Source organism: Ornithinibacillus xuwenensis, assembly GCF_039614845.1.
Classification (GTDB): domain Bacteria; phylum Bacillota; class Bacilli; order Bacillales; family Amphibacillaceae; genus Ornithinibacillus; species Ornithinibacillus xuwenensis.
This window is the reverse complement of the sequence record NZ_JBDIML010000001.1, coordinates 460,973-487,414: the sequence shown is the minus strand read 5'-3', so window position 1 is coordinate 487,414 and position 26,442 is coordinate 460,973. Positions and strand designations below refer to the sequence as shown.

Below are 26,442 nucleotides of genomic sequence, written 5' to 3'. Positions count from 1 at the left end.
CATCCTAATTATAAACCGTTTTACTTTTAGTTAACTGCTTTTTCATATAGACAGAAGTACCTTCGCCTTTTATAGACGTAACCTCTACTGAGTCCATAAAATTCTCAATGATTGTAAAGCCCATACCAGAACGTTCCAGCTCTGGCTTCGATGTATACAATGGTTGTCTAGCCTCTTCCACATCTGCAATACCAATTCCATAATCGCGTATCGTTATTTCAATTTCTCCATCTTCTTGTAGCTTACAAGTAATCGCAACCTTGTGGTCAGGCTCATTATTATACCCGTGAATAATTGCATTTGTAACAGCTTCAGAGACAACTGTTTTAATTTCTGTTAATTCATCCATTGTAGGATCAAGTTGCGCAACAAATGATGCCACCGTTACACGAGCAAAAGATTCATTCTGACTTACACTTGAAAACTCGACATGCATTTCATTTTTCATGAAGCCACCCCCAATGTTTCTAAAGCAAATTCTTCATTCTCCTCCAGGCGAATAATCTTAAACATACCCGACATTTCAAACAAACGTTTAATTGAATGTGGTATTGAACAAACGACCATTTCTCCTCCCAACTGCAGAACTTCCTTATATCGACCTAGGATTACACCCAATCCTGAACTATCCATAAAACTAACTTGATCAAGGTTCAAAATAACATGTTTCACTGGATTTAGATAAAGCATGTCCTTCCATCTGTCTCGCAGTGTTTCAGCTTCGTGGTGGTCTAACTCTCCCGCTAGACGAACGATTAGAACATCTTCTTTTACTTCAAACGAAAACTCTAGCCCCATTAATAATCCTCCTTACATTCCTTTGTAAGTACATTTCTTTATCAAATGGGAAAAATCCTGCTAATAGACAAAAGAAGAAATAATTCTGCTAAACTAGAAGGAATTAATCATTTTTCGACAACTTTTGAATCGTACGTTTGAACAGTGTAAAGTACGACGCTTTCTTTACATCCTTTTCTACAATTAAAGGAGTTTCTGATATTAATTTTTTTCCATTCTTAACAACCAAGGTTCCCACTTGGTCACCTTTTTTCAATGGTAATTCAACAGAGTTCAACTCAACCGAAGTTGTTAAATCTTCAATGGAATCACCTTTTTTAAATACTGTGCTGATGGATTCCGAAGCAACCACTTCAACCTTACGATCCTCTGCCTTAAGAAATTCTAACTCAGAAATTTGTTGACCCTTGTCAAATAGTTTTTTTGTTTCATAGGTGTTGAATGCGTAATCTAACATATTAGACACCGTTGCATTACGTTCTTTTGGCGTAGCCGCCCCCATCACTACCGCAACGACACGCATATCATCCTTTTTAGCAGTTGCCGTTAAACAATACTTTGCCTCATTTGTAAATCCTGTTTTTAAACCATCAACCCCTGGATAAAAACGTACCAGCTTGTTTGTATTAACTAACCAGAATTCATTTTCAGTTCCTTTTCGTAAATAATCTTCATAAATAGACGTGTAGTCTGTAATGGACTCATGACTCAATAATTCTTTTGCAATCATCGCCATATCATAAGCAGTGCTATAGTGATTATCAGCAGGGAGTCCAGATGCATTTTGGAATTGCGTGTTTTTTAAGCCTAACGCTTTCACTTTTTCATTCATCTTTTTAACAAAGGCTGCCTCACTACCAGCAATTCTTTCTGCCATAGCAACACTAGCATCATTCGCTGAAGCTATTGCGATTCCTTTCAGTAAGTCATTTACCTTCATTTCTTCCCCTGCTTCGAGAAAGATTTGCGAACCACCCATGGATGCTGCATTTTCACTAATACGAATAACGTCATCCTTTTTTAGAGAACCTTTCTCCAATTCTTCCATAATCAATAATAGCGTCATAATTTTAGTCATACTAGCAGGTGGTAGCTTCTCGTGAGCCTGCTTTTCAAACATAATTTTCCCTGTATCCCGTTCAATCAAAATGCCGGATTTCGCATCAGGAGCCAGATCTAATGTATTTTCACCTTGTGACTCTCCACCTTCTTCAGCAAAAACTGTTGTTGTAACTAAACATAACGTGAAGAATAGTAAACTAACCATCAGAGCATATTTTTTCATTTTGTTTAACCTCCAGCAATCAATATACTCCTAGGATTGCCAAAATTAAACAATCTTATAACGTAGTTATGGGATAAATATATTTTGATGCAATTACAACTATAGTTGAAAAAGAAAAACGCACAAAATTATTATTTTGTACGTTTTTACATGTTTACTCATTCTGTAATGGTATCGTAGATAAGAGTTGGTGCTGCAACAGCATTATCCGATATCAATATACTCTTGTGAATTAGATCGATAACCGAATTTACTTCTTGCTGATTCGTATGCAATGTAAGGATTGGTTCTCCTTCTTGAACCTTATCTCCGACTTTTTTGTGTAACAATATTCCAGCAGAAAGATCTATTTCAGATTCTTTGGTTGCTCTTCCAGCTCCTAGCATCATGGCTGCTGTTCCGATATTATCAGCAACAATGCTTTCTATAGTACCTGTTTGTTTTGCTTTTACCTGGATTTGTTTAGCAGCCTTTGGTAATAATTCCGTATCGTCAATCACAGACGGATCTCCGCCTTGAGAGGAAAGGAAAGTCTTAAAGTGCTCAAACGCTTGTCCGTTCGCTAAACTCTCCTCCAATTTTTCTCTTGCTTCTTCAATCGTAGATGCTTGATTAGCTAATAAAACCATCTGACTACCAAGAACAAGACATAATTCTGTTAAATCTTTTGGACCTTTACCTTGTAGCGTCTCAATTGCTTCTTTTACTTCTAATGAATTACCAATAGCAAAGCCTAGCGGCTGACTCATATCAGAGATTACTGCCATCGTATTTCTACCGACCTGTTTTCCAATAGAAACCATTGCTTTCGCTAATTCTTTTGCATCCTCCAGATCCTTCATAAATGCCCCTGCGCCAGTTTTTACATCTAGTACGATAGCATCTGCTCCAGAAGCAATTTTCTTACTCATAATAGAGCTTGCGATTAACGGTATAGAATTAACAGTTGCTGTAACATCTCGCAGACTATACAACTTCTTATCTGCAGGTGTTAAATTTCCTGTCTGTCCAATTACAGATACTTTATTCTTGTTAACAAGATCAATAAATTCTTGATTACTAATTTCAGTATGAAAGCCAGGTACCGATTCTAGCTTATCAATTGTTCCACCAGTATGTCCTAAACCTCTTCCACTCATTTTCGCAACTGGTACACCAACAGAAGCTACTAGAGGCGCTAGCACTAATGTAGTAGTGTCACCAACTCCTCCAGTGGAGTGTTTATCTACTTTAATTCCGGAAATATCGGTAAGATCAATTTTATCACCTGAATCAACCATAGCTTGCGTTAATTGCGCTCTTTCCTGCTCAGACATATCCTGAAAGTATATTGCCATTAATAATGCGCTTACTTGATAATCCGGTATATCTCCTTTTGTATAACCATCAACAAAAAATCGAATTTCTTCTTCTGTTAATTCATTGCCATTGCGCTTTTTCTCAATAATGTCATACATTCGCATTTTATAATGCACCTCCCCCATGTTTCACAGGTAATGTGCTAATAATCTTTTTAACAAATTGTAAAAAGTCCTGCTTTACCTGATCGGTAGTTTCAATTACTTCATCGTGTGTTAGAGGTTGATCTAATATTCCTGCCGCCATATTGGAAATACAAGAAATTCCCAAGACTTTCATTTGTGCATGATTTGCAACAATTACTTCAGGAACAGTTGACATTCCAACTGCATCTCCACCCATTTGTCGAAGCATACGAACCTCGGCTGGTGTTTCGTAAGCTGGTCCAGTGTTGCCAACATAAACACCTGATTTCACCTCTAAACCAAGTTCCTTTGCACAATCGACGGCATGCTGTATGTACTGCTTGTCATAAGCAGAAGACATATCTGGAAAACGAACACCTAACTGCTCATCATTTGGGCCAATTAATGGACTCGTACCCATATTATTAATATGGTCCGTTAACACCATAAGATTTCCAGGCTGGAACGATTCATTTATTCCACCTGCGGCATTTGTCACAATCAATGACTCTATTCCAAGCTCTTTCATCACACGAATTGGGAAGGTCACTTGTTGCATCGTATACCCTTCATAAAAATGAAAACGACCTTGCATCGCAAGAACTCTTTTACCTTCCAATGTACCAACAACAAGCTGTCCCTTATGTCCTGATACTGTAGATTCTGGGAATGAAGGTATCTCATTGTATGAAATAATTGTTGGATCTTCAATCTCCTCAGCTAATACACCTAACCCGGAACCAAGTACTAGTGCTAATTCAGGCTTAACCGATAATTTACTCTCAATAAACTTGCTAGCTTCTTTAATTTTTTGATAATCCATGTTATTTTCCCCCTACTCTATTTCGTGTAAAAAGCTCTTACCATTTTCAGGTAATTCTACATTAAAGTTGTCTGCAACTGTTGCACCTATATCAGCAAATGTTTGTCGCAATGGTAATTCTTTTCCTACTTCAATTCCCTTATGGTGTACAAGTAAAGGTACATATTCACGTGTATGATCTGTACCATGATGTACTGGGTCGTTACCATGGTCAGCTGTAATAATCAGTAAATCGTCTTGTCTCAATTTTGCTAACACTTCGGGAAGTCTCTTATCAAATGCTTCGAGTGCTTCTCCATATCCTTGTGGATCTCGTCTATGTCCGTATTTTGCATCAAAATCAACTAGGTTTAAGAAGCTAATACCATTGAATTCCATATCCATGGACTCCACGAGCTTCGTCATCCCATCCTCATTGTCTTTCGTGCGGATAGATTTAGTTACACCTTCACCATCATAAATATCAGAAATTTTTCCGATTGCAAGGACATCATAGTTTTCATCCTTTAATGTATTCATTACTGTTTTACCAAAAGGCTTTAAAGCATAATCATGTCGATTAGACGTTCTTTCAAAAGCACCCGGCTGCCCAATAAATGGTCGCGCTATCACTCTACCTACCATGTATTTTTCATCTAATGTAAGTTCTCTTGCGATTTCACATATACGATATTGTTCTTCAATAGAAATAACATTTTCATGAGCGGCAATTTGTAGAACAGAATCTGCAGATGTATAAACAATTAAAGCACCTGTTTCCATATGCTCCTGTCCTAATTCATCTAATATAGCAGTACCTGAAGCTGGTTTATTTCCAATCACTTTTCTCCCAGTTCTACTTTCTAACTCTTGAATCAACTCATCCGGAAACCCATCTGGAAAGGTCTGAAATGGTTGTTCGATGTGAAGTCCCATAATCTCCCAATGGCCAGTCATTGTATCTTTACCATTGGACGCTTCTTGCATTTTTGTAAAATGAGCTTTTGGGTTTGCAGCCTTTTGAACTCCTTGTATTTCACGAATATTACTTAAACCAAGCTCAGCCATATTAGGCATATGTAAGCCTTTCATATGTTCTGCAATATGTCCCAATGTATCTGCACCTAGATCATTAAATTTTTCCGCGTCAGGAGCTTCGCCGATACCAACAGAATCCAAAACAATGATAAACACACGATTATATTTACTCATATTATTACCTCCCTGTATTATATTGCCATATTTTTATAATTCTATGATGCGCTAGAAGTGTTGTAGGATGTCAGACAACTTAAAGAAAAAAGAAAACCTATGCACGTGGATGAAAAGATTTGTACATATCTTTTAATCTAGTCTTTGTAACATGTGTATAGATTTGTGTAGTTGATATATCTGCATGCCCCAGCATCTCTTGTACCGCTCTTAAATCTGCTCCATTTTCTAACAGATGTGTAGCAAAGGAATGCCTTAATGTATGCGGCGTAATATCTTTTGTAATCATTGCATCTTTGGCTAGTTTTTTAAGTATCTTCCAAAAGCCTTGTCTAGTCATTGGTCTTCCATGCTGATTTAAAAAGAGCACATTTTCATCCCGCTGTTTTTTTAAGAGAGTTGGTCGACAATACTGTAAATAATTCTCTACCGCTTTCTGTGCGACATCCCCAAGTGGTACAATCCGTTCTTTAGCACCCTTTCCAAAACAACGCAAAAAACCCATTGTTAAATGGAGATCATTTAGCTTTAGAGCGATTAACTCACTTACACGAAGACCAGTCGCATAGATTAATTCTAACATTGCTTTATTGCGAATATCCAATGGAGAATTCCCATTGATTTCAAGAAGCTTGTCTACTTCTTCGATAGATAATACATCAGGAAGCTTCCGTTCTTTCTTTGGTGTTTCAATATGTAATGTTGCATCATGCTTCACGATTTCTTCACGCAATAAAAAATGATGGAATTGACGAATGGATGAAATTGTTCTAGCAATTGTAGCAGATGATTTATTTTCATCTCTAAGCTTATATAAGAAACTAATAATGTCTGCTCTAGTAATCTCGTTCCACGATGAATGTTTTTCTTCAACATAATCCGTATAGTTCTTTAAATCTCGCTTATACGATGTTAATGTATTATCTGACAATCCCCGTTCAACTTGTAGATAATGAAAGAAATCATGATAAGCATGGTTTAGCATTCTACTACTCCCCTAATCGAAAAAATATATTTAAGCGATCCATGAAATCCTCTTCATTGTTAAACACTTTAACAGATGGACCTTCAGGTGTATCGTAGCGATGGAATTGTTCATATTCTGAATGCATAACTTGTATTCCGAAATAAAATAAAAAAGTGCAAGCTATGAAAATAACAAATACCTTAATAGTGTCCCATACCATTTTTTTCATATGGCATATCCCCTTTAATAATTTCTCATACTAAAAGATATGCCAAAAAAGATACACTTTATACATCCTTATAGAAAACTAGTCCAATAATTCAAAGAAAGTTACCTTATACTCATTCTACACGAAAACTGTATTACTTTACATGCAATTTCTACCTGATAATAAATAATGCCTTCTCAGGCTGAAAAGGCATTTTGTATTATGATGTAGTTTCCACCGCAGCTTTTTGACAAGCCTTACACAACCCGTGGAAGGTTAAGCGATGATCCTGGACTTGAAAGCCCCATTCGCTTTCCACTACTTTTTCAACTTCTCCTAATAAATCATCCATAATTTCTTCAACTGAGCCACATTCGATACATACGAGATGATGATGGAAGTGTTCGGCTCCTTCTTTACGTAAATCATACCTGGAGACGCCATCGCCAAAATTGATTTTATCGATAATTTTTAGCTCAGATAGTAATTCTAGTGTACGGTAAACAGTAGCTAGACCAATCTCAGGTGCTTTTTCTTTTACCAACAAATATATGTCCTCTGCACTTAGATGATCTGCTTCACGCTCTAATAATACACGTACAGTGGCTTCTCTCTGTGGTGTTAACTTATAGCTATGCGCATGAAGCTGCTTCTTAATCTGATCGATTCGATGTTCCATGGCGATCTCCTCCCTCATATCCCATCTTTATTATATGCACAGAGAATTAGAGTGTCAAAGCATAAATGCGCAAAAGCAAGATTTCTCTATTTACTTACCTGCCTGAATACAGTGATTTAATGTACGATACCATTGCTTCATTCGCTACATATGCCTCTATGAGGGAAGGGATAAATGATAGTACTAATAATAATGAAAACACCGAAATATATTTCACAAACGGACTCATAATAGGTTGTGCCATCGTGACCTTACTTGAGAATAATTTATTTAATAATCCCAATGAGAAAATCATCGATAAACTTCCAGCAATAATATAAATTGGTATAACTATTACATTTTGCGGCGCAATTGACAACGTTGCTAATAAAAATCCTTTGACTTGGAATTGATTCACAATAAAACCAACGGAGAAGCCCACTACTAAGCCTTTTAAAAATATCAACACCCAAACAACTGGAAGACCTATTACAGATAAACCTAAAATAAATAATAGAAATAAATATCTAGCATGATAGAAAAAACTATCCTTTAAAACATCTTTTTTCTCTATCGAGCTCGCGTTATCCTCCGATATATGTCCAAAAAACTTTTCAAGATAGAAGAACAAATCTTGTTTTTGTGCAAAACCCATACTGTTAACTACAATTGCACCGAAGATAATACCAGTTAAAAATAAAATAATCATAAAGATATAAATGGTCGCATGTTCCCGTATGTGCTCTACTAATTGCATTCTATGTTTATTCATTGGAATCCTCCATTCACTACTGCACTATATTAAACGTTATGAAGAATCCCATAGAAAAATACCAACCAAATCTATCTTTTTTTCATAATGCCGAAATCAACATAAATTGCCTACAAACTATTAAAAGATGACACAAGTATAGTTAAAGGACAATTTTAACTGATACTCATATTGGTCGACGATATGAACATTACTTCCTGTTAATGAAGTTCTTATTTAGGAACTGGATACACTACCGTATTTTCCTCCACCACCAGCAATGATTGATAGTTTTCCTTCTCTCATTTGCATAATAGACCTTGCGATAGGTTCGGGTACTACTTTGACTAGACTCTCATATGGTACATGATGAATAATATTCATCTCTGTTTGAAAGCTATCTAGTAACTTCTTAAATGTCTTTGGACCTAATTTTGGTAAATATTCTAATGGAACTTGATACAAATATGGTGGACGATTATTTAATAGTTGCTGATTATCCGCAAGCTCTTCGATTCGATCCGCTACCCCTTTTACAACTTTATGAGATTTGCATTGCTCACATTCTGTTGAAGCAGGATTCATATATGCTGAGCAATTATCACAAACGGTTCGATGATACTTTCCAAGCTGAGGATTCATACCATAATTTCGGACAATTTTTCGTCCATCTATGTTGTGTAATGCATAATTAAATTCCTTAAAGGAAGGCTCCTCCATTAATATCTCTTGATACTCTCTCCCTATTTTCGCAAGAGAGTGCGCATCCGAATTCGTAACGTAGGTATAAGCATGTAGCTCGCTAATTTGATCAGCCATTAATGTATCCGAGCTCAATCCAAGTTCAATTCCATCAATTAGATCTCCATCAAAAACCTCGGTTAATGACTGATGCACACCCTTCCCATACAAGCTTTTATATGGGGTGAAGACATGAGCAGGTATAAAGATACCCGACAGCTCTTTAACTTTATACTGCAGTTCCTTTGCTGACCCGTAGTAACGCTGTGAACTAAGGGTAATATTCTTCATCTTCGAAACGAGCCATTCTGAGAATAACGCCATTTCTTTTAAGCCCGGAAGGAAACAAAGCACATGAATTGGACCCTGGCAGTTTTCGTCATAAACCTCAATTTCAGACCCTAATAGTAAGGTTACCTCTTCAAATCGGATGCCTCCATCACCCAGTTCATAAGCTTCCCCCTTCTCAATCAGCTGCTGCAATTCAAGTTGCACAGCTGGTGATTGACAATCAATAACTCCGATTAAATTTATCCCCTTATTTCGACTAGACTCTTTTAAAATATTCGTTATGGTTAGGCTTTTAGAAGCTGTTATCTTAACCGGCTTATCAAAGATATCCTTTCCAATGTGGATATGCATGTCGGCGAAATATGACCTCAACATTCTATAACAACTCCTGCGTTTCAAGATATAAAACTGCAAAATTAGTTTTAGCATCATGAATACGTTCCGCTTCAACAAAACGCTTAGCTTCATCTAAAGATAATTCAATAAGCTCCACAAACTCATCCTCATCTTGTGCAGGGGGCTGCTCAAGCTTTTCCAAATCACTAGTTATGTAGATATGCATTAATTCATCGGCAAAACCAGGTGAGGTGTAAAAGGAAGCTACCTTCGTTAACTTACTTGTTGTATAGCCTGTTTCCTCCTCAAGCTCACGGATTGCAGTTCTTTCCGGGTCTTCACCGGGCTCTAGCTTACCCGCTGGTATTTCAATAATTGATTTTTCTAATGGCTTCCGATATTGTTCAACGAAAATTATCTTATTGTCCTTGGTAATTGGTATAATTGCTACTGCCCCTGGATGTTTAATCAGCTCCCGCTTAGATGTTTTTCCGTTTGGTAAACGTACATCGTCGACCTGTAGTTTCACTATCTTCCCTTCAAAAATTGTTTCAGATTTTAGCGTTTTTTCCTCAAACTTTTTCATTACCGTCATCCTTTAAATCGTAATGTTTTTATTGTAGCATAACCGTCTAGACAAGTTAATTTCAAAACATATTGCATCTTATTTGTCATACAGGATTGGTTTCCACTAGAATTTAACTAGGAGGTTTTTAATATGAAAAAGAATATGATAGGAAAATCAACAATTGAAGTGTCTGCGCTTACTCTTGGCTGTATGTCACTTGGAACGGACAAACAAAATGCGAAGAATATTATTGATTTTGCTTTAGAAATGGGGATAAACCACCTAGATACAGCTGATTTATACGATTTTGGATTTAATGAAGAAATTGTTGGTGAGGCAATTAAAGATAGACGAGATAAAATTGTAGTTACAACGAAAGTCGGGAATCATTTCAATGCGCAATCAAAGGACTGGTACTGGGATCCTTCCAAGACTTACATCCAAGCAGGTGTTAAGGAAAGTTTACGTCGTTTAAAAACGGATTATATCGATCTATACATGCTACATGGAGGTACCCTCGAAGACCCGATTGAAGAAACAATCGAAGCATTTGAAGAGCTTAAGAAAGAAGGCGTTATCCGAACATACGGTATCTCCTCTATTCGCCCTAATGTAATTCGTGAGTACGTGGCGAAATCATCTATTGATGCTGTTATGACTCAATATAGCTTGTTTGATCGCAGGCCAGAAGAAGAAACGTTAGATTTTTTACATCAGAATCAGATCAGCGTATTGGCACGCGGTCCGTTGGCGAAGGGTATGTTAAGTAATCAAACATTGAAACAGTTAGAAAGAAAAGGACAACATGGCTACTTAGAATACTCGTATGAGGAGTTAAGAAATGCCATACATAACCTATCCAACTATAATAGTTCACTAAATGAATTAGCGATTCAATATGTCATCACGCATCCAGCTATTGCAAGTGCTGTTTTTGGTGCAAGTTCGATTGAACAAGTAAAAGAGAACACTAGCTTTAATACAGATATTAGCTTGGATGAAGAAATTTATCAGGAGTTAAAGGCTATTACCAAGCCATCGAAGTACCAGCATCACCGATAACAGAATTTTTAACGGTCTATAAAGTAAAGCTCAGAAATAATCTGAGCTTTTTATAACTTATTGTGTTCTCTACAACTTTATTTGAAGCATTCCCCTAACTTATGAAGGTAATTTCCAGTTTTTTTGAGACCTACTACATGTCAGTTAGACTTGTACTTTCCATTCCGCAAATGTCGTCACATCTATGCCTATATTACTTGAATTTATCCATTCAAAAGCTTTTAGAACCAGTGGAGATGAATTATCTTTTGTTATATCTTCTTCAGATACCCATATGGCACCTAGTGAGTCCTGTCCATCGAATTGTTTGGGCTTCGTTAGCTTCCCACCAACTCTTTTAACTGAATAAAAAACTGCTATGTGGTGTACATGCGAAAACTCCTTCCAGACCCACGGAAGCTTAAAATCAACCACACCAATATTGTCTTCAACCATAATTTCAAGTCCTGTTTCCTCAAAGAATTCTCTTTTCATCGCCTCTATTAAACTTTCACCATCTTCTAAACTTCCTCCCGGGAGATCATACCGATTAATATAAGGCCCGCCACCTTTATGGATAACTAATAGCTTTTCATTTTCAATACATATACCATAAACTCCAAATGCACGATGATATTTCATTTGAATATTCACGACACACCTCACAAGTGTTAAATTCGTTTAAAAACATTACGCCAACTTAAAATCATAGCCTACATAATTAAACACATGATGGAAACCTATTTTTTCCGCAACTGCAATCGACGGCTTGTTTGATTCCATGCAATCCCAATAGGCAATATCGTTATTTTTTATACAATCTTGTACAAATGCTTCTGCAATATTTTGTGCTAGCTTTTTCCCTTGATGTCTAGGTAATGTCTCAATATCAATGCAGTGGGTATTTTCAATTACAAAACCAGAAAAACAAATACTCACAATCTCTTTTTGATAAACGACACAATAGCCAATTCCAACATGAAAGAAGTCCTCTGGTGTTGACCAAAATTCTGATATCTTATCATGTAAAAAATCAATATTATGAATTGTATTGTCTACGTTATAAAAGAGAGCTTCACTTATTTTCACTACCTTATACCCTTGTTCAATTTCTCGTAAATCCTTGCAATCATCGTTTTCCTTTAGAAACTTATAAACTCTTTGATTCCAGCTTCCTAATTCACGGTGTTTAAAAATACTACTGATGATCTTGTACCATTTCTCATGATTGCCAATACCTTCAAACCAGTTTAATCCAACTTTTTTAGCTTCTGGTATGATTACGGAATCAATAAAGTTGTTTAGTTCGCCATTAAACGCTTCATTTGCTTCATCTCCAATGAAAATAAAACCATCATTATTCCCTAGCCAGATTAAACCAGATGAAGGGAGATCAAGATTATCAACGAAAACACGCCCAGGATTTACGCCTTCAATTACAGCTATCGCTTCTATTTGACCATTTCTATTTAACAATTCGCTGCATTTATAATAATCATCTTTCTTTAACTCTGAAATCATGCGTATCACCCTAACTAAAACTATTCACTAGTATTTGATATCGGTTACCAACTAATCCTTTACTATCTTGCCATATATGCTTGCCATCCTGGATGGAATAAACAAAATTTTGTAGTTAGCTGCTAGCTCTTTCAGTAGTTTTTCCGTCAATATAGCACCCTGTTCATTATGTTTTCTCTCCATTTCGATACCATTAGACAGTAATGTATCTTGATCCCAATCAATCCATAGACCATATTGAGTTGCCCATTCCAATAATTCGCTTTTTAATGATTTAGTTATCGGTGTGTCTTCAAGATCTAAATTACCCCCACATTGATTACACCAAATTGGATCAGCACCTACATCCCCTTCAACCTTTAACGCATTCGTTAATTTTCCTTCATAGTTACAGTACACGTAGACACCCCCATAAACTCACCAATTATATTTTTTAGTATCTCTTAAATCCTTCCTCTGTGGAAGGATTTTTCTTAATACCACATAAATTAATACGCCCGCCACAAGCAAAATGGGGACAAATAATAGCTGCACATTATTTCCACTAGGTGCATCAAAAGTTTGAGCAGCTACGATATTTACTGCTAGTAGAAGGATTAGAAAAGACAGTAATAAGACTAACGAACGGTATATCAACGATTTATGTTTTTTAGAAAACATAATAATCATTGTAATAATCAATACGATTAAAAAAGAACTTTCTATTGAAAGTGTATAATTAGATAAAGTATGGAGTCTAGCAAATTCTGCTTGCGTGATTTCAGATTTCGCTAACATAGGCTTACTAATGTTAGATTTATACAGTTTAATTGATATGTATACCATATTTAATAGCAGCATCACGATTAGCATTAGCCAAAATGCACCAAATTGTTTCATACTATTTTGATTACGATTATTTACTTGCAAAGAAACACCTACCTATTCCTACAACAATCTAGTAAATTCTTATGTAACACTCTCTACGTTTTCCTAATATATATCGAGTATTCTTCGAAGCGATCAAATCCTAACTTGGAAGCTAATTTTTGGGATCCGACATTTTGTTTATCACAATCCCAAGCTGGAGTTAGCCCTTCCTCAAAACATTTCTTAATGAAAGTATTACCTAATAGATATGCAAACCCATTCCCCGCATATTCTTCTTGTGTCACGATATCAATTTCAGCATATTGATTACTGACAAAAATAGACGTACATTCACTGACTACTGTTTCATTATGAACGACACAATAACCTATACCGTATTTCAAATAATTAGATACACCATTCCAGTATTGGGAATAGTAATCCCTGTTGAAATTCGAGGAAGCATCGATCATTTTTTCATTTATCACAACTAAATCAAATCCGTCTGGTAATTGCTGTATTTTAGTTGTTTCATCTTTTTCGTTAAAAAAATACTTCCTTCTAACCATCTGGCTAGTCTCTTTTTGTAGTAATTCTTTAATGACATGATTCCAACTACTTGTAGGTGAAAAAAGCGTAAATCTTGATGCATCCCCTTTTGTACATTGTCTATAATAATTAAGAAACATCGTGTTAAATTCGACATTCCTATCAGAGCCTGCTATGAAATATATTCCATTATTTGTACCGATTAATATCGTTTCCGGTCTCTTTTGATTGTCTACATACACACTTCCTGGAATAATGCCGTCAATTACAGAACAAGCAAAGGTTGGACATGTTCTAGAACAACTATTTATTATTGGTAATACGAGATGATAGTTTGCTTTCTCAAGTAGTTTCATTGAACATCAAACCCTTAGTTTAGTAGATTCATCATAATTTTTCGTAGAATTATAAGATATCATTTCAGTTAGTATGACTTTTCAATTGGAATAACAATTGCGTGACATGCCTTCTCATAAAATTCTATTGGTCCCGCTCCACCAATAATGGCATATTCATAGCCAATCGCTTTCATATCATTCAAACAATGATGAAGAAGAGAATAGCCTATTCCTTTCAGTCTATTCTCTGATGCCACACCCATTGGTCCAAAATAACCCTTTTTATTCTTATAGACATCATAAGCAGCAAATCCAGTAATATCATTTTGATCATTAAAGGAAATATACACATTCGGCTCCTCAATAGAAAATGACCCATTTATGGTTTGTGACCATTCCGAAGAAAAATTCTTTTCAACAAAGGCTACAAGGGGTAGTTTATCTTGTAACATGTCCTTTAGAATGAATTGTGTTTCAACTTTTGGAAATGTGTAGTTACCAAGTTTCGTAATCATGTCTCTTGCTGTTGTTCCAAGTGTTAATATCAACTCTTTATCCTCTTCAGATAAGATATAATCCACAACTCCAGTTGCTAGAAGCGCTTTCAGTAAATGACCTTCATTTAAATAAATCTGATTATACCTTTTCATAATGTCAATGGCCGCTTCCATAACATGCACTACACCCTTCGTTATGTCTATTGTAAAAAACTCAGAACCTGAAAGTTCCTGGTTAAGAGAGGCACCCATTTTCATTAATATCATTCTTACATCCGCAACGTTTAGGGAACAATTCAAATATAAATCTCTAAGTGCTCCAGATTTTTCATTTAAACATGCTAGCAGTAAATGCTCCGGCGTTAATACCTGGTTCTTAAGTTGCAGCGTTTCTTTTTCTGCATTCATAATTATTCGTTTCATTCTACTTGTCATCTGGACATTTGCAAAAACCATTGTAAAGCCACCTTCTAATTTATCTATTCGCTATCATTAACTCCTATCACAAATTCAGAAACTTAGATATTTCTTTGTTTTACAACCTCAAGAATTTGTGCTGGATGATATAATTTCGAATAACCTGTGATATTATCATGAAGGTGCTTAGGTAAAAACCAAGTTGCGTGGTATGCTTTCATACCACTATTCGTTGCTCCTTCTAATTCATTAAAACCTCCATCACCTATAAAAATGGAATTTGTCGCTGAGACATTTAGGTTTTTACATGCCTTTTCATATATTTCAGGGTTTGGTTTTGAAAGTCGCATTTCATAAGAGAATACAACATCATCAAATAACTCTGCTAGCATCGAAGTGTTCCAGCCTTCCACTTCCTCTGGCGCACAATTACTAATTAAACCAATTCTAATACGGAGTCTTCGTAACGTCATTAGCATGTCAATAATAGCTATATCGATGTTCTGAAACGGCACTAATTTTGCTCTTACTCTATTTTGGTGGATAGCTTCGATAGTCTTCTGATCTACTTCTAATCGTTGTGAGGCCATAATATCGATCAAGACACTTTGATGGTCAGGATACGTCCCATCCATCCGCTTATTTCGTCGTAATGCCCATTCTCGTTTATATACCGCTTCTTCCAAACCTAGTTCTTGAATGGAATAGGTAGCTTTCTTTTGATTGTTTTCCCATTCTGTAATAAGCGTCTCATATAAATCAAAGAATACTGCTTCAATCAATCTACTACTCCTCCCAATCCCCTAATATCATTGTACTTTACAGTTAAGGATTTTTATGTAAAGCTTGTTTACTCGCAAAATCGATATAATCAAGAATAATTGGTAAGTCAGGTGGATTGATAGTAGAAGGAAGTGCCGAAACATCAAAATACTTTAAATCTAGAACTTCACTTTCTTCATTCCTTCGTACACCGTCATAATTGCTGCATAGATAGGCAGTTATCACATTATAGACCTCATCTCCGTGAGGATATTTATAATAGAATTTATCACCAGAATAGACATTAAATAAGGTTAAGTTCTGTGCACGTAACCCTGTTTCTTCCAATAGCTCTCTTTTGGCAACTTCCTCTAACGTTTCACCTAAATCAGCTGCACCACCAGGTAAGCCCCAGCAGCCATTATCCCTTCTGCACTGTAGTAATATTTCCTTCCGATTATTTATAACAATTGTACATGCACCTACCATTAAAAGTGGGCGGGTTCCGACTATTTTTCTTAAGTCGTTTATATAGCCCATTTAATTCACCTACCAATACTAGTTAATAATTTTATCATTATAGAAATTGATTCACTTTTCTAACGAGGGCCTTCCGATACTCCATTGATAAACCGACAACTATCCTTTGTTTTCACTTTTGATGTATAAATACATAAGAGTGATAACAAAAATTTATTTAAGTTTGTAAAACTCAACGATATATTTAACACTGTTCATGACCTTATAAACAAGAATTACTCATTTGTTAATGAATCCATTATTTATTAAAGCTTGTCCCTATTTTCATGTTCTAGCTCACTAACTCTTTTTTCTAACTCTAAAATTTTTACTCTTAAATTATCAATTGGTCGTTTTACTCTGTTCACTACTCCATTAATAATTGCTATTATTGCTATTACAAAAACTACTACGCCAGCAATATACATAAAGATAATTTCCATTATCTTTTCACTCCTTACAATTCTCCTATCAAAAATGACCAGCTATATGTAAATCTGCACATTTCAATACTAACATAATATTCCAAAAATAATATTGATTTAGCCAAAAAAAGAAAAGATGATCATTGGTTGATCACCTTTAATCGTTAATAGTTGTAATTGTAGTAAAACCTAATTTGCTATTCTAATAGAAATAAAAAAAATCCATGACATTTACTAATTACCCATCATAAAAGGCAGAAATATAAACGACAAGCCTAAGCTTAATAAAAATGTTATTACCCAGTCCTTTTTTTTGGTCATTTTCAAAAGAATATTTAGTACAGAACTAATGCATAAACAAATTAAAAAGATTGATAAAAACATAAAACTTGCCTCCAAGCTTACCCCTCCTGATCCTACTGGTTATTTTAATAAGTCTATCGTAATTTAGAAAGTCTTAAATGTTGAGGTAAATGAACTAATTCAAGAATAGTTTTATCAATTATGCCACCTATCTCGATTATTTTCATAAATATTTCTGTGCACATAATCCTCGTTCTTATTCGAAAACCACTGACCTAGAGAGGTTGCTAAATACAAAAATACACCACCTATTATAAAACCGAAAGTGTAGTGTTCTTTTAATATTAATCCAAATGAAGCGATTAGGGTAGTAACCAATAAGATTAGCATAAAGATTCCAATACGTTTATTTCGTCTTTCCACTATTTCCCCTCCTCAACCTTTTAAGAACTAGTACTCATCATTAACCTCGTTAAGTACGACATTTTACATGCTCAATTAAATTCGGCAATTATTCGATACAATATCTTCATACTTTCTTCATCCTTCTGTCTATAAGGACGACCAATCTCTCTATATATTTTCTTTTCCTCTATGAGTTGTTTAGGATGTACTACTTTTGCTTTTTTTCCATGTAGCCAATAATACTGAGGTATAAGGGAGTCAGCCCTCCATTCCCATTCTGGTAATCCATTCATAATAAGGCTACCATCAAGGCCGTATGCTAAATAGCCAAATGTAATATCAACATTGTCTACACGAAAGTCAGACTGTCTATCACGAAATGGCTCAGCTACAGGTATTTGTTCATAACCAGCTATTAAAAGTTCATTCTCTAATCGAACTCTATTTTCTATCCAGGTTACGATATCGATGTCACTATGCTTTCGAGTAACCTTACCAAGTAAAAAATCCACTGCCCATCCTCCGCGCAGCCAAAATTCAGCATCCAACAACTCGAAAAATCTAGTAAGCTCCTCCAATACTATCAATTGTGTTTTAGTATTCAAATGATAACTATCTCTTGTCATCGTAAAAGTCAAATCCCCTATAATATTATTAGAAATAAATTGACTGTCTTCGAAGGGTAGCAAGCATTAACCCATTGTTAACGAAAGAACCGCATTTATTTTACATTCTTCTTAAACACATAACTTACTTTGTCATAACCCATTGTTTTTTGATAAAAACGATGGGCGTTAGTTCTTTGTAATCCTGAAGACAAAGCTACACTTGTATAATTGTTTTCTAGTGCCCATTCATGAACAAATTCAAGTAGTTCCTCACCGTAGCCTTTGGAACGCTTAGTTGTATCAGTCACTAAATCACATACCCAAACAAATCTACCGTAATATAATGTGATCATTGGTTTAAAGCCAGTTACTGCGACAATTTCTCCTTCATCAATTAAAGCAAACAACCTATAACTATCTTCGCCTTTTGCATCTAATACTAAATCCAGATACATTTTTTCATCAAGATGTGTTCGTAATTGTTTCATTATAGGAAATGCTGCTAAAACCTCGTTTTGTGATTGCAGTTCTTTAATCGTTAAAGAATCTTCCATGATAATTCTCCTTTTTTCATTGTTCTTAATTGAATAACCTGGATTTTAAATCCTATATCTCTACTTTTATAATTTAACATAATTGTCTAAATATTTCCCCGTCAGTATCATTTTTTTGCGGCTCGCAATGAGTAACTATTTACTTTTTCACAGTTAGATTAATATAGTTCAACTTCACTCAATTTTAGACTAAAGTACATCAGTCATTTAAATTCAATATAAGTTCGAGATAAAATGGGAAATAAGATTGATTATTGTAATTAACTTGTTAATCCAATAATCATCTACAAGGTGATTAATAGGATTAATAAAAGAACGATTACTTCATCAATCTTATTTATTCATTTAAGCACCTGAGGTTCTAAAATAATGCTTATATCTCTATTAACATAATGAAACAAAATATTACTATTAGGTAAACCCCAACAACTAATGATGCTATTAAATACCTCTTAACTTTTTCAGCCTTCATTAATTCTTCAAACTGTTCTTCATTCATCATTATTTCCTCCCCATTCTATTTATCATTATTTCCTCCCCATTCTATTTATCATTATTTACTTAGAATTACCGAAAGGGATACATACCTTAATACAAATATATTTATTACTGGTCACCTGGAACTAATGTCATCCTAAAAGAAATTAATTTATATTAAATTCAAACTTTTAGTAAATGGTTACAAAAAAAGGTGACCGAAGTTGATATGCTCCCCTTAAGGTAGACAGATTAAAAAATAAAAAATCTGTTTTACCTTAGGGGGAGTTTTTTTGTCTAATAGATCTTATCCAAGCAACTTTAAATATGAAGTAATAAAGGCTTATCAAAATAAGGGTTATTCACTTAGGCAATTATGTTTCAAATATCAAATTTCAATAAACACTATTAATAAATGGAAGGAAAAATTTGAAGAGGAAGGACTAGACGGGTTAGAGGAATCAAAGACGTGGAAAAATTATTCTAAAGAATTAAAAGTCAGAGCTGTAAAGTCGTATATAACTGGAGAATATTCTCAAGATGAAGTGATTAGAAAATATGAAATCTCCAGTCATTCTGTATTACAGAGATGGATAAAACAGTATAATGGTCATAGAGAATTAAAAGATACGGGAAAAGGAAGAACGAGCTCTGTGACTAAAGGAAGGAAAACTACTTGGGAAGAACGAATCGAGATTGTACAAGATGCATTAGAGAATGGAAAGCACTATCAACAGACAGCGGAGAAACATCAAGTTTCTTATCAACAAGTTTATCAATGGGTACGTAAATACGAAAATAATGGATGGGATTCTTTACAAGATAGACGTGGACGTTCGAAGAGCGTAGAAGAATTAACTCCGGAAGAAAAAATGAAGTTAGAGATGCTTCGAATCGAAAAAGAAAATGAGCGTTTACGCGCAGAGAATGCTTTCTTAAAAAAGTTAGAGGAAGTCGAAAGGAGGCGAAAATAAGCCAAGTAAGATTTGAAGATAAATATATTGCGATTAGGGAACTTCATGAGAAGGATAATTTAAGTATTGTTTTATTGTGTAATATCGCTGGTATTTCCCGAGCTGCTTATTATAAATGGCTTAGACGCAAACCTTCACAAAGAGAACTTCAGAATACAGAAATCATGCAAGAAATGAAAATTACACATAAGAATGTAGAGGGAATATATGGTTATCGAAGAATGACCTTAAACATAAATCGTAAGTTTGACCAAACTTTTAACGAAAAGCGAATTTATAGACTAATGGGGATTGCCGGGATTCAATCCGTTATACGTAGAAAGAAGAAGCGATATAAACATTCGAATCCTCAACATCTTGCAGAGAATTTACTAAATCGTAAATTCCAAGCTGAAAACCCAAATGAAAAATGGGTAACCGATGTCACTGAATTCAAATATGGTTCCAAGAAAGCATATCTAAGTGCCATTTTAGATTTATATGATGGTTCCATTGTGAGCTATATATTAGGATGTTCCAATAATAATAAACTTGTCTTTCAGACAATCGATCAAGCTACTAAATTATTGAATGGAGAGCACCCATTAATTCATAGTGATCGTGGATTCCAGTACACCTCTTATGGATTTAAAGGGAGGATAGATGAAGCGAAAATGACACACAGTATGTCTCGTGTAGGTAGATGTATTGATAACGGTCCAATGGAATCGTTTTGGGGAACACTGAAATGTGAGAAGTATTATTTACATAGGTATGAGACTTTTGAGGAACTCACTAAAGCAATAGATGAGTACATCTACTTCTACAACAATGAAAGATATCAAGAACGATTAAACGGCCTTAGCCCTAATGAATACAGAGCTAAAGCCGCTTAAGTCCTTTTTTATTATTTCCACTGTCTACTTGACAGGGGGCAGTTCAAGTAAGTCACCTATACAAATAGTTACAATATTTTATGAATCACTTATTAGTTGGATGTAATAAACCGCTAACCTGTCTTAGCATTAATTTTTTTGGAAGAAAGCGATTTAGTTGTGAAACTAAATAATTCCTACGCCCTGCAACCACATAGGAATGACTAGTGCCAAGTGATTTAAGTGCAACATCTACAACATGCTTAGGACTCGCCTTCTTTCCTACTACTGCATCAGTTGTGCCTACAGTGTCAAAAAATGCTGTTTCTGTTGAGCCAGGACATAATGTAAGAAATCGTATACCACGTTTACGATTTTCCTCCCATAATGCCTGGGTAAACGAAAGAACAAAAGCCTTGGTTGCTCCATAAACAGCCATATATGGGGCTGGTTGGAATGCTGCTGTGGATGACACATTAATGACTACCCCGTTTCGATTTTCTAGCATTTCCGGTAAGAATAAATGCGTAAGCTCTACGAGCGACATCACGTTAAGCATAATTTGATCATGGTTTCTTTCTAAGGACTGATTCTCAAGTAGTCCATGTGTAGCAAATCCAGCATTATTTACTAAAATATCAACACTTCGCCCACGATCTTTACATTCTTGATAGAGTTCTTCTGGAGCCCCTGCTAGGGAAAGATTAGAAACAATAACCTCTGTTTGAATGTTATATTTTTCCGTAAGTTTCCGCGCAAGGTCATTAAGTTTTGATTCTGAACGAGCGGTTAAAATCAAATGACTACCTTTCTTTGCTAATTCATTGGCAAATGCTTCCCCTATACCTGATGAAGCACCTGTAATTAGTGCCCATTTGTTGTTAACTTGTTTCATTCCATCAACCCTTTCATTTTATCTTTGTCAGAAACAGCGTTTCCAATTGGTATCATTGTATCCTAATTGGAAACTAATGTCTACTGTTTGACTAGCTGTAAATAATTACAGTATAGTACAGATGTAGAAACAATGTTTCTCACTAAATCTGAATGATTTGAGGGTGACATCACATGAACTTCAAAACTTATTCTGAATCCAAACAACAATATACTGAAAATATAAAACAGACCATTGTAGATGTTGCTGCAATGATTTTACAGGAACAAGGGCCCGAGGCAGTCACTATTCGAAGGGTTGCAGACAAGATGGAGTGTTCTACTAAAATAATTTATAATTTATTCCATAATAAGGATGGATTGATTAAACTTCTATACCTAGAAGGCTGTAACGTATTAGCCAATTCATTTAAATCAGTTAACAGGCAGAATAATATGGAAGACTATCTTCAAGCCCTATGTGAAGCTTATTGGGATTTCAGCCACAATTATACGAGTTATTATCAGTTAATGTTTGGTGGTGCTTTTGGTGAGTTTAAGCCAGAGGAAGAAAGTATACAGGCTACAAACACAGCATTGGAGCAATTCACTCAAGTTATTATTGAGGCGATTGAAGCAGAGTTAATCGCGGAGAAAGACCCTCTTGAAGTTGTCCGGATTATATGGGCATCATTACATGGAGTCATTCACCTCTATCAAGGAGGGCATATAGAAAGTTCTGAAGCAGCAAAATCCTTATATGATAAATCTGTAAAAAATATTATTCAAATCTATATGTATAATTCTAACTCATAAGTACTCAACGAAAAAAAGCCGATTTATTTAGAACGGCTTTTTTATATTTATTGAGCGATTTAGAGCTTACTAAAAGCTCACTTAATTAGGTTCGTCCCTTTCTATCTTACCCTTACTTGACGTGCATTCTTTCCAATATAATCCTAATTATTTTAGATAATTCCACTCCCATTACAAAATATTAAATGCCTATTTCTCAACACTTTTCCCTAATTCAGAAAAGGATTATGTCGTCCTGGTGTTCTTATTCAATAAAAGACTGCCTATCACTAGAATTGCAATAACTATCGTAGCAGTTAAGGAGTAAATAAAATATTCCTTAAACAAAGTTTGAGACCAGCGAACTCCATCGGTTATTATCCAATAACTTACATTATTAGTTATTGCAATCCCATCTTGGTCACCAAAACTTGCTTTATAATTTAATCCTAAACTAACAGTGGATACGACTGAAAGAAAAAATCCAAGAATAAGAGTAATAAGAAGAGAACGCTTTACAGAAAAAATATTCAACAAGGCCAAAATAGTAAATAGTAGTACTGCAATTGTTAATATAAACACAGAACATCACCCCTCTTATTTTTTAATTTCCATTAATCTACGCATTATAAATAATACTTCCATTTTAACCCTAACATAATATTACAAAAATATTCTTAGGAACTTGCAAAAGTATAAGCCAATTAGTGTTACTATCTGCTTTCAGTTTCAAATAGTTTAAGCGCTCCTATGATACTATTGATTTCTCCCTCCATCTTTCATTCAATATTTGATAAATATGTTTCAAAACGGAAATGACAATAAAAATGCTTTCTTTTCGGTATAATTTTTTTCTATAAACAAATTATTAATATAGAGCTAACTTTATAAAGGAGATGTGATATGAGGTTAAAAGGAAAAAGTTTAAATCTGTTGCTGTTTTTATCATTAGTCTTTTCCACTTTACTCTCCAATCCTTTTACAGTTGCAGCTGAACTTAAACAGGTTCCTACTGCTGGAGTATATGTAAACGGAAAAATTGTAAATGGTATCAATCCAATTCAATATAATGGGGAGTACTATGTTCCAATCATCTACATTTCAAAAATATTGGGATATAATCACATTATTTTTGAAGAAGACACCAAAACTTATCAACTGACAGATGGCTCAACTATGATAAGAGTTACAATGGGTGGAACAAGAGCGAAACGTGGAGATGGGTATATCAATATTAAACCTCCATTATGGACAGATATTGAAAAGACAGGATACTTACCATTATCAAGTGCGGGTGTTTTATTTAATGCGGATATTGCCTTTCAGAAATCCGATGGTTCAATCCGAATAACCACTCCAGCAAATTATCATCTTGTACAAAAAGGTGACACGTTATGGCGAATAGCAAAAGCCTATCATACAAACCTAGAATTGTTAAGAGCAGTTAATGACATGACTTCTAATACAATCTATATTGGACAAAAATTAAAATTGCCACCAAAAAACCAAGTACAGGAACGTGAACCAGCAAAAGAACATCAGCAGCCAAAGATAGCGAAGCAACCGAGTGGCACAAATTTAGTAGACAACATCATAAATGAAGCGAAAAAGTATATAGGCGCACAATATAAATTTGGTGCATCACTCTCAGAGGCACCTGAGCTATTTGATTGTTCTTCTTATATTCAATTTCTGTTTTTAAATAGTGGAGTTGAAATACCCAGAGTATCAAGAGATCAGGCATCAGTCGGGGCAAAAGTAGCCAACCTTCAAAAGGGAGATTTAATGTTCTTTACTACTCCTGAATTATACTCAGATGGTAGAGTCGGACATGTTGGCATTTATATGGGAAATGGCAATATGATTCACGCATCATCTTCTAAAGGCGTAACGATTACTGAAAACGTGTTACAGAACCCTTATTGGTCAAAGAATTATTTATTTAGTAAGCGAGTTATACAATAAAGAGTATTCAAATAAAGACATGGATAGTTATCCATGTCTTTTTGAAATATTACTTATTCCCAGATAGATGTCTTATAAACAAAATCTGTAATAATCATACTGTAATAATATTTTCTTGTTAATTGGTTCTTTCTTTGATTTTAATAATTAACTCCATCACCAATTTTATTGGAGTAGATTCTAATATCTTTGTTTAAATATACGGCTTCGTTTTTTTGTACATCTTTACACCAAGTAAAATAATAAAAAAATAAATCATCGCATTCAATACAAAAGACAGAACATTTAAACTAATATTCACTATATTGAAAGGATTAACTACAGATAAAGGACTTTTGTACCACTCATTAATATCAAATAATGTTATAAAATTAATTGGATATCCTAGAAGGATATCACCTTCAATCACTACAGGGAATAGAAAAATAGTGATATAGGATACTAAAAGACTTAATAAAAACACTTTTGTTTTCAAATCTATTCTCCTCACAATAAACAGTTTAAATATAGACACTACTCAAACGTTTCAGTTTTCGGATTGTGTATGAAAAACCTTGATTTAGGTTGGAAACGGATCAGAAAGTATTTCCATCACATTACCTCTAATAAGAAAGCTCTTCCACAGACCAACCTTTGTACACACCTTTATATTTTTTAGAATATAAAGACATGAGCTCCGTTTGATAATCTACAAGTGCCAACGCCTCTGTTTTAGTTACATTAAGAATTGTACTGTTATTATTTTTTTCTTCATAAGTGATTTTAAATCCTGTTTCACTTATTTCTCCGACACATTCTTCTGCATATAAACTTGGTATTTCTAGAGAGTGCGTAATGGAACATGTATTGACCTGAAATAGGTTAATTTTCGTTTCTTTTACTTTTTGTTCGTTTGTATCAAGCCTATTTACTTTTTCTTCAGTGGTTTCGTAGTAATTGAATAGCCCTCTTTTAAAACTGTTATCGATTTCTACACGATTATAATCTAAAATCCATTTCCTATACTTTTGATATAATGGTAGAAGGATATCTTTATTAGAACTAAATACATCACATCCACGGTCATCATACATGTGAAATAAAATCCCTTTTGTTTCGTTCACAAATGATAGATTGTGGTTATCGTTAATTTTAGGTTTCCGAGCGAAATCTTTATTACTAATTGCCTCAGTTAAATAGTCTAATCGTATATCACTTTTATTGACTTTTATACTATATTGGATGGATCTCATTTCTATATCTTCTTCACCATATTCATAAGGTATAGTTGTACACTGGAGGGTGTAAATTAATTTTTCGTTTCTTAGAAAGCGTTTAATATGGGGTAAATCCATTTCCTTATTATCAATATAGTTACTAACAGTTGCCACTAACCAAATGGTATCACTATCGTTAAAAAGAAAGTTAAAAATAGATTTTGCTCGATATTGGATTTCTTTAAAATATTCACTATCAGCTAACTCAACTAGTCCTAACTCAAAACGCATCCAATTATTAATTCTTTTTCTTAATTGATTATATAACTCCATCGTATTCTCCCAAAAGATTCATAATTCATCAACATTCTATCCATAGCTCCTCTTTATACTACCATAATATTCCAAAAACAAAATGA

32 protein-coding genes are annotated in these 26,442 nt (G+C 34.7%); 4 read left to right on the top strand and 28 right to left on the bottom strand.

Features of this window, described 5'->3' with window-relative positions; genetic code table 11:
* Nucleotides 1–4 precede the first annotated feature (4 nt).
* From spoIIAB to ABC228_RS02875, 12 genes are all read right to left on the bottom strand, one after another.
* Nucleotides 5–448 (bottom strand): anti-sigma F factor, encoded by a 444-nt coding sequence (gene spoIIAB, locus ABC228_RS02930; RefSeq protein ID WP_345823584.1) that lies wholly within the window; start codon nucleotides 446–448, stop codon nucleotides 5–7.
* Nucleotides 445–798, bottom strand: a complete 354-nt coding sequence (gene spoIIAA, locus ABC228_RS02925; RefSeq protein WP_345823583.1) for an anti-sigma F factor antagonist — start codon at nucleotides 796–798, stop codon at nucleotides 445–447. Before spoIIAA ends, spoIIAB begins: the two co-directional genes overlap by 4 nt.
* 103 nt (nucleotides 799–901) lie before the next feature.
* Nucleotides 902–2,083 (bottom strand): D-alanyl-D-alanine carboxypeptidase family protein, encoded by a 1,182-nt coding sequence (locus ABC228_RS02920; RefSeq protein ID WP_345823582.1) that lies wholly within the window; start codon nucleotides 2,081–2,083, stop codon nucleotides 902–904.
* Nucleotides 2,084–2,241: 158 nt separating this feature from the next.
* On the bottom strand, nucleotides 2,242–3,546 hold the full coding sequence (locus ABC228_RS02915) for a pyrimidine-nucleoside phosphorylase (protein WP_345823581.1): 1,305 nt from the start codon (nucleotides 3,544–3,546) through the stop codon (nucleotides 2,242–2,244).
* Between the two features lies 1 nt (nucleotide 3,547).
* Entirely contained in the window at nucleotides 3,548–4,390 is an 843-nt protein-coding gene (locus tag ABC228_RS02910; RefSeq protein WP_345823580.1) for a purine-nucleoside phosphorylase, read from the bottom strand.
* A gap of 12 nt (nucleotides 4,391–4,402) precedes the next feature.
* Entirely contained in the window at nucleotides 4,403–5,581 is a 1,179-nt protein-coding gene (deoB, locus tag ABC228_RS02905) for a phosphopentomutase (protein ID WP_345823579.1), read from the bottom strand.
* A gap of 97 nt (nucleotides 5,582–5,678) precedes the next feature.
* On the bottom strand, nucleotides 5,679–6,566 hold the full coding sequence (xerD, locus tag ABC228_RS02900) for a site-specific tyrosine recombinase XerD (protein ID WP_345823578.1): 888 nt from the start codon (nucleotides 6,564–6,566) through the stop codon (nucleotides 5,679–5,681).
* 4 nt (nucleotides 6,567–6,570) lie between these two features.
* Entirely contained in the window at nucleotides 6,571–6,777 is a 207-nt protein-coding gene (locus ABC228_RS02895) for a DUF4227 family protein (RefSeq protein WP_345823577.1), read from the bottom strand.
* A gap of 199 nt (nucleotides 6,778–6,976) precedes the next feature.
* The gene (fur, locus tag ABC228_RS02890) at nucleotides 6,977–7,435 is read right to left on the bottom strand and encodes a ferric iron uptake transcriptional regulator (protein ID WP_345823576.1); all 459 of its coding nucleotides are present in this window, start codon (nucleotides 7,433–7,435) and stop codon (nucleotides 6,977–6,979) included.
* 94 nt (nucleotides 7,436–7,529) lie between these two features.
* Nucleotides 7,530–8,186 (bottom strand): stage II sporulation protein M, encoded by a 657-nt coding sequence (gene spoIIM / locus ABC228_RS02885; protein ID WP_345823575.1) that lies wholly within the window; start codon nucleotides 8,184–8,186, stop codon nucleotides 7,530–7,532.
* A 216-nt stretch (nucleotides 8,187–8,402) separates the two neighbouring features.
* Nucleotides 8,403–9,572 (bottom strand): endonuclease Q family protein, encoded by a 1,170-nt coding sequence (locus ABC228_RS02880; protein ID WP_345823574.1) that lies wholly within the window; start codon nucleotides 9,570–9,572, stop codon nucleotides 8,403–8,405.
* A 1-nt stretch (nucleotide 9,573) separates the two neighbouring features.
* Nucleotides 9,574–10,119, bottom strand: coding sequence for an NUDIX domain-containing protein (locus ABC228_RS02875; protein WP_345823573.1), 546 nt, complete (start codon nucleotides 10,117–10,119; stop codon nucleotides 9,574–9,576).
* A gap of 132 nt (nucleotides 10,120–10,251) precedes the next feature.
* Between ABC228_RS02875 and ABC228_RS02870 the strand changes: the two genes are divergently transcribed.
* Nucleotides 10,252–11,163 carry an aldo/keto reductase gene (locus ABC228_RS02870; protein ID WP_345823572.1) on the top strand — a complete coding sequence of 304 codons (912 nt, stop codon included), beginning with the start codon at nucleotides 10,252–10,254 and terminating at the stop codon, nucleotides 11,161–11,163.
* A 144-nt stretch (nucleotides 11,164–11,307) separates the two neighbouring features.
* Here ABC228_RS02870 and ABC228_RS02865 read toward each other — a convergent pair whose 3' ends face one another.
* From ABC228_RS02865 to ABC228_RS02805, 13 genes are all read right to left on the bottom strand, one after another.
* Nucleotides 11,308–11,796, bottom strand: coding sequence for an NUDIX hydrolase (locus ABC228_RS02865; protein WP_427902206.1), 489 nt, complete (start codon nucleotides 11,794–11,796; stop codon nucleotides 11,308–11,310).
* Nucleotides 11,797–11,832: 36 nt separating this feature from the next.
* Nucleotides 11,833–12,663: a GNAT family N-acetyltransferase gene (locus ABC228_RS02860; protein ID WP_345823571.1), complete on the bottom strand. Its 831-nt coding sequence runs from the start codon at nucleotides 12,661–12,663 to the stop codon at nucleotides 11,833–11,835.
* 51 nt (nucleotides 12,664–12,714) lie between these two features.
* Nucleotides 12,715–13,062, bottom strand: a complete 348-nt coding sequence (locus ABC228_RS02855; RefSeq protein WP_345823570.1) for a hypothetical protein — start codon at nucleotides 13,060–13,062, stop codon at nucleotides 12,715–12,717.
* 18 nt (nucleotides 13,063–13,080) lie between these two features.
* Complete coding sequence (locus ABC228_RS02850) at nucleotides 13,081–13,572, bottom strand: hypothetical protein (protein WP_345823569.1); 492 nt, start codon at nucleotides 13,570–13,572, stop codon at nucleotides 13,081–13,083.
* Nucleotides 13,573–13,625: 53 nt separating this feature from the next.
* The gene (locus ABC228_RS02845) at nucleotides 13,626–14,417 is read right to left on the bottom strand and encodes a GNAT family N-acetyltransferase (RefSeq protein ID WP_345823568.1); all 792 of its coding nucleotides are present in this window, start codon (nucleotides 14,415–14,417) and stop codon (nucleotides 13,626–13,628) included.
* 68 nt (nucleotides 14,418–14,485) lie between these two features.
* Nucleotides 14,486–15,352: a GNAT family N-acetyltransferase gene (locus tag ABC228_RS02840; protein WP_345823567.1), complete on the bottom strand. Its 867-nt coding sequence runs from the start codon at nucleotides 15,350–15,352 to the stop codon at nucleotides 14,486–14,488.
* 62 nt (nucleotides 15,353–15,414) lie between these two features.
* Nucleotides 15,415–16,095 (bottom strand): HAD family hydrolase, encoded by a 681-nt coding sequence (locus ABC228_RS02835; RefSeq protein ID WP_345823566.1) that lies wholly within the window; start codon nucleotides 16,093–16,095, stop codon nucleotides 15,415–15,417.
* A 43-nt stretch (nucleotides 16,096–16,138) separates the two neighbouring features.
* Nucleotides 16,139–16,615: an NUDIX hydrolase gene (locus tag ABC228_RS02830; protein WP_345823565.1), complete on the bottom strand. Its 477-nt coding sequence runs from the start codon at nucleotides 16,613–16,615 to the stop codon at nucleotides 16,139–16,141.
* A gap of 245 nt (nucleotides 16,616–16,860) precedes the next feature.
* Complete coding sequence (locus ABC228_RS02825; RefSeq protein WP_345823564.1) at nucleotides 16,861–17,037, bottom strand: hypothetical protein; 177 nt, start codon at nucleotides 17,035–17,037, stop codon at nucleotides 16,861–16,863.
* 480 nt (nucleotides 17,038–17,517) lie between these two features.
* Nucleotides 17,518–17,745, bottom strand: a complete 228-nt coding sequence (locus ABC228_RS02820) for a hypothetical protein (RefSeq protein ID WP_345823563.1) — start codon at nucleotides 17,743–17,745, stop codon at nucleotides 17,518–17,520.
* Nucleotides 17,746–17,816: 71 nt separating this feature from the next.
* Complete coding sequence (locus ABC228_RS02815; protein ID WP_345823562.1) at nucleotides 17,817–18,353, bottom strand: nucleotidyltransferase domain-containing protein; 537 nt, start codon at nucleotides 18,351–18,353, stop codon at nucleotides 17,817–17,819.
* Nucleotides 18,354–18,448: 95 nt separating this feature from the next.
* Complete coding sequence (locus tag ABC228_RS02810; protein WP_345823561.1) at nucleotides 18,449–18,889, bottom strand: GNAT family N-acetyltransferase; 441 nt, start codon at nucleotides 18,887–18,889, stop codon at nucleotides 18,449–18,451.
* Nucleotides 18,890–19,262: 373 nt separating this feature from the next.
* Nucleotides 19,263–19,391: a hypothetical protein gene (locus ABC228_RS02805; RefSeq protein WP_345823560.1), complete on the bottom strand. Its 129-nt coding sequence runs from the start codon at nucleotides 19,389–19,391 to the stop codon at nucleotides 19,263–19,265.
* 268 nt (nucleotides 19,392–19,659) lie between these two features.
* Here ABC228_RS02805 and ABC228_RS02800 point away from each other — a divergent pair.
* Nucleotides 19,660–21,215 (top strand): IS3 family transposase gene (locus ABC228_RS02800; protein WP_345823559.1). Its coding sequence is split into 2 segments (ribosomal slippage): nucleotides 19,660–20,293 and nucleotides 20,293–21,215, totalling 1,557 coding nucleotides; the frame shifts between segments, so codons are not numbered across the junction.
* An 85-nt stretch (nucleotides 21,216–21,300) separates the two neighbouring features.
* On the opposite strand, the gene ABC228_RS02795 is transcribed toward ABC228_RS02800, so the two are convergent.
* On the bottom strand, nucleotides 21,301–22,089 hold the full coding sequence (locus ABC228_RS02795) for an SDR family NAD(P)-dependent oxidoreductase (protein WP_345823558.1): 789 nt from the start codon (nucleotides 22,087–22,089) through the stop codon (nucleotides 21,301–21,303).
* 173 nt (nucleotides 22,090–22,262) lie between these two features.
* Between ABC228_RS02795 and ABC228_RS02790 the strand changes: the two genes are divergently transcribed.
* Nucleotides 22,263–22,883, top strand: a complete 621-nt coding sequence (locus tag ABC228_RS02790; protein WP_345823557.1) for a TetR/AcrR family transcriptional regulator — start codon at nucleotides 22,263–22,265, stop codon at nucleotides 22,881–22,883.
* Between the two features lie 882 nt (nucleotides 22,884–23,765).
* Nucleotides 23,766–24,827: an NlpC/P60 family protein gene (locus ABC228_RS02785; protein WP_345823556.1), complete on the top strand. Its 1,062-nt coding sequence runs from the start codon at nucleotides 23,766–23,768 to the stop codon at nucleotides 24,825–24,827.
* A 193-nt stretch (nucleotides 24,828–25,020) separates the two neighbouring features.
* Here ABC228_RS02785 and ABC228_RS02780 read toward each other — a convergent pair whose 3' ends face one another.
* Nucleotides 25,021–25,302, bottom strand: coding sequence for a hypothetical protein (locus tag ABC228_RS02780; RefSeq protein WP_345823555.1), 282 nt, complete (start codon nucleotides 25,300–25,302; stop codon nucleotides 25,021–25,023).
* A 127-nt stretch (nucleotides 25,303–25,429) separates the two neighbouring features.
* Nucleotides 25,430–26,356: a DUF3885 domain-containing protein gene (locus ABC228_RS02775; protein WP_345823554.1), complete on the bottom strand. Its 927-nt coding sequence runs from the start codon at nucleotides 26,354–26,356 to the stop codon at nucleotides 25,430–25,432.
* Between the last annotated feature and the right edge of the window lie 86 nt (nucleotides 26,357–26,442).

Coding starts and splice junctions, on each gene's coding strand:
- spoIIAB (WP_345823584.1), bottom strand. CDS start 448: ATGAAAAATGAAATGCATGTCGAGTTTTCAAGTGTAAGTCAGAATGAA.
- spoIIAA (WP_345823583.1), bottom strand. CDS start 798: ATGGGGCTAGAGTTTTCGTTTGAAGTAAAAGAAGATGTTCTAATCGTT.
- ABC228_RS02920 (WP_345823582.1), bottom strand. CDS start 2,083: ATGAAAAAATATGCTCTGATGGTTAGTTTACTATTCTTCACGTTATGT.
- ABC228_RS02915 (WP_345823581.1), bottom strand. CDS start 3,546: ATGCGAATGTATGACATTATTGAGAAAAAGCGCAATGGCAATGAATTA.
- ABC228_RS02910 (WP_345823580.1), bottom strand. CDS start 4,390: ATGGATTATCAAAAAATTAAAGAAGCTAGCAAGTTTATTGAGAGTAAA.
- deoB (WP_345823579.1), bottom strand. CDS start 5,581: ATGAGTAAATATAATCGTGTGTTTATCATTGTTTTGGATTCTGTTGGT.
- xerD (WP_345823578.1), bottom strand. CDS start 6,566: ATGCTAAACCATGCTTATCATGATTTCTTTCATTATCTACAAGTTGAA.
- ABC228_RS02895 (WP_345823577.1), bottom strand. CDS start 6,777: ATGAAAAAAATGGTATGGGACACTATTAAGGTATTTGTTATTTTCATA.
- fur (WP_345823576.1), bottom strand. CDS start 7,435: ATGGAACATCGAATCGATCAGATTAAGAAGCAGCTTCATGCGCATAGC.
- spoIIM (WP_345823575.1), bottom strand. CDS start 8,186: ATGAATAAACATAGAATGCAATTAGTAGAGCACATACGGGAACATGCG.
- ABC228_RS02880 (WP_345823574.1), bottom strand. CDS start 9,572: ATGTTGAGGTCATATTTCGCCGACATGCATATCCACATTGGAAAGGAT.
- ABC228_RS02875 (WP_345823573.1), bottom strand. CDS start 10,119: ATGAAAAAGTTTGAGGAAAAAACGCTAAAATCTGAAACAATTTTTGAA.
- ABC228_RS02870 (WP_345823572.1), top strand. CDS start 10,252: ATGAAAAAGAATATGATAGGAAAATCAACAATTGAAGTGTCTGCGCTT.
- ABC228_RS02860 (WP_345823571.1), bottom strand. CDS start 12,663: ATGATTTCAGAGTTAAAGAAAGATGATTATTATAAATGCAGCGAATTG.
- ABC228_RS02845 (WP_345823568.1), bottom strand. CDS start 14,417: ATGAAACTACTTGAGAAAGCAAACTATCATCTCGTATTACCAATAATA.
- ABC228_RS02840 (WP_345823567.1), bottom strand. CDS start 15,352: ATGGTTTTTGCAAATGTCCAGATGACAAGTAGAATGAAACGAATAATT.
- ABC228_RS02830 (WP_345823565.1), bottom strand. CDS start 16,615: ATGGGCTATATAAACGACTTAAGAAAAATAGTCGGAACCCGCCCACTT.
- ABC228_RS02825 (WP_345823564.1), bottom strand. CDS start 17,037: ATGGAAATTATCTTTATGTATATTGCTGGCGTAGTAGTTTTTGTAATA.
- ABC228_RS02815 (WP_345823562.1), bottom strand. CDS start 18,353: ATGACAAGAGATAGTTATCATTTGAATACTAAAACACAATTGATAGTA.
- ABC228_RS02810 (WP_345823561.1), bottom strand. CDS start 18,889: ATGGAAGATTCTTTAACGATTAAAGAACTGCAATCACAAAACGAGGTT.
- ABC228_RS02805 (WP_345823560.1), bottom strand. CDS start 19,391: ATGATGAATGAAGAACAGTTTGAAGAATTAATGAAGGCTGAAAAAGTT.
- ABC228_RS02795 (WP_345823558.1), bottom strand. CDS start 22,089: ATGAAACAAGTTAACAACAAATGGGCACTAATTACAGGTGCTTCATCA.
- ABC228_RS02790 (WP_345823557.1), top strand. CDS start 22,263: ATGAACTTCAAAACTTATTCTGAATCCAAACAACAATATACTGAAAAT.
- ABC228_RS02785 (WP_345823556.1), top strand. CDS start 23,766: ATGAGGTTAAAAGGAAAAAGTTTAAATCTGTTGCTGTTTTTATCATTA.
- ABC228_RS02775 (WP_345823554.1), bottom strand. CDS start 26,356: ATGGAGTTATATAATCAATTAAGAAAAAGAATTAATAATTGGATGCGT.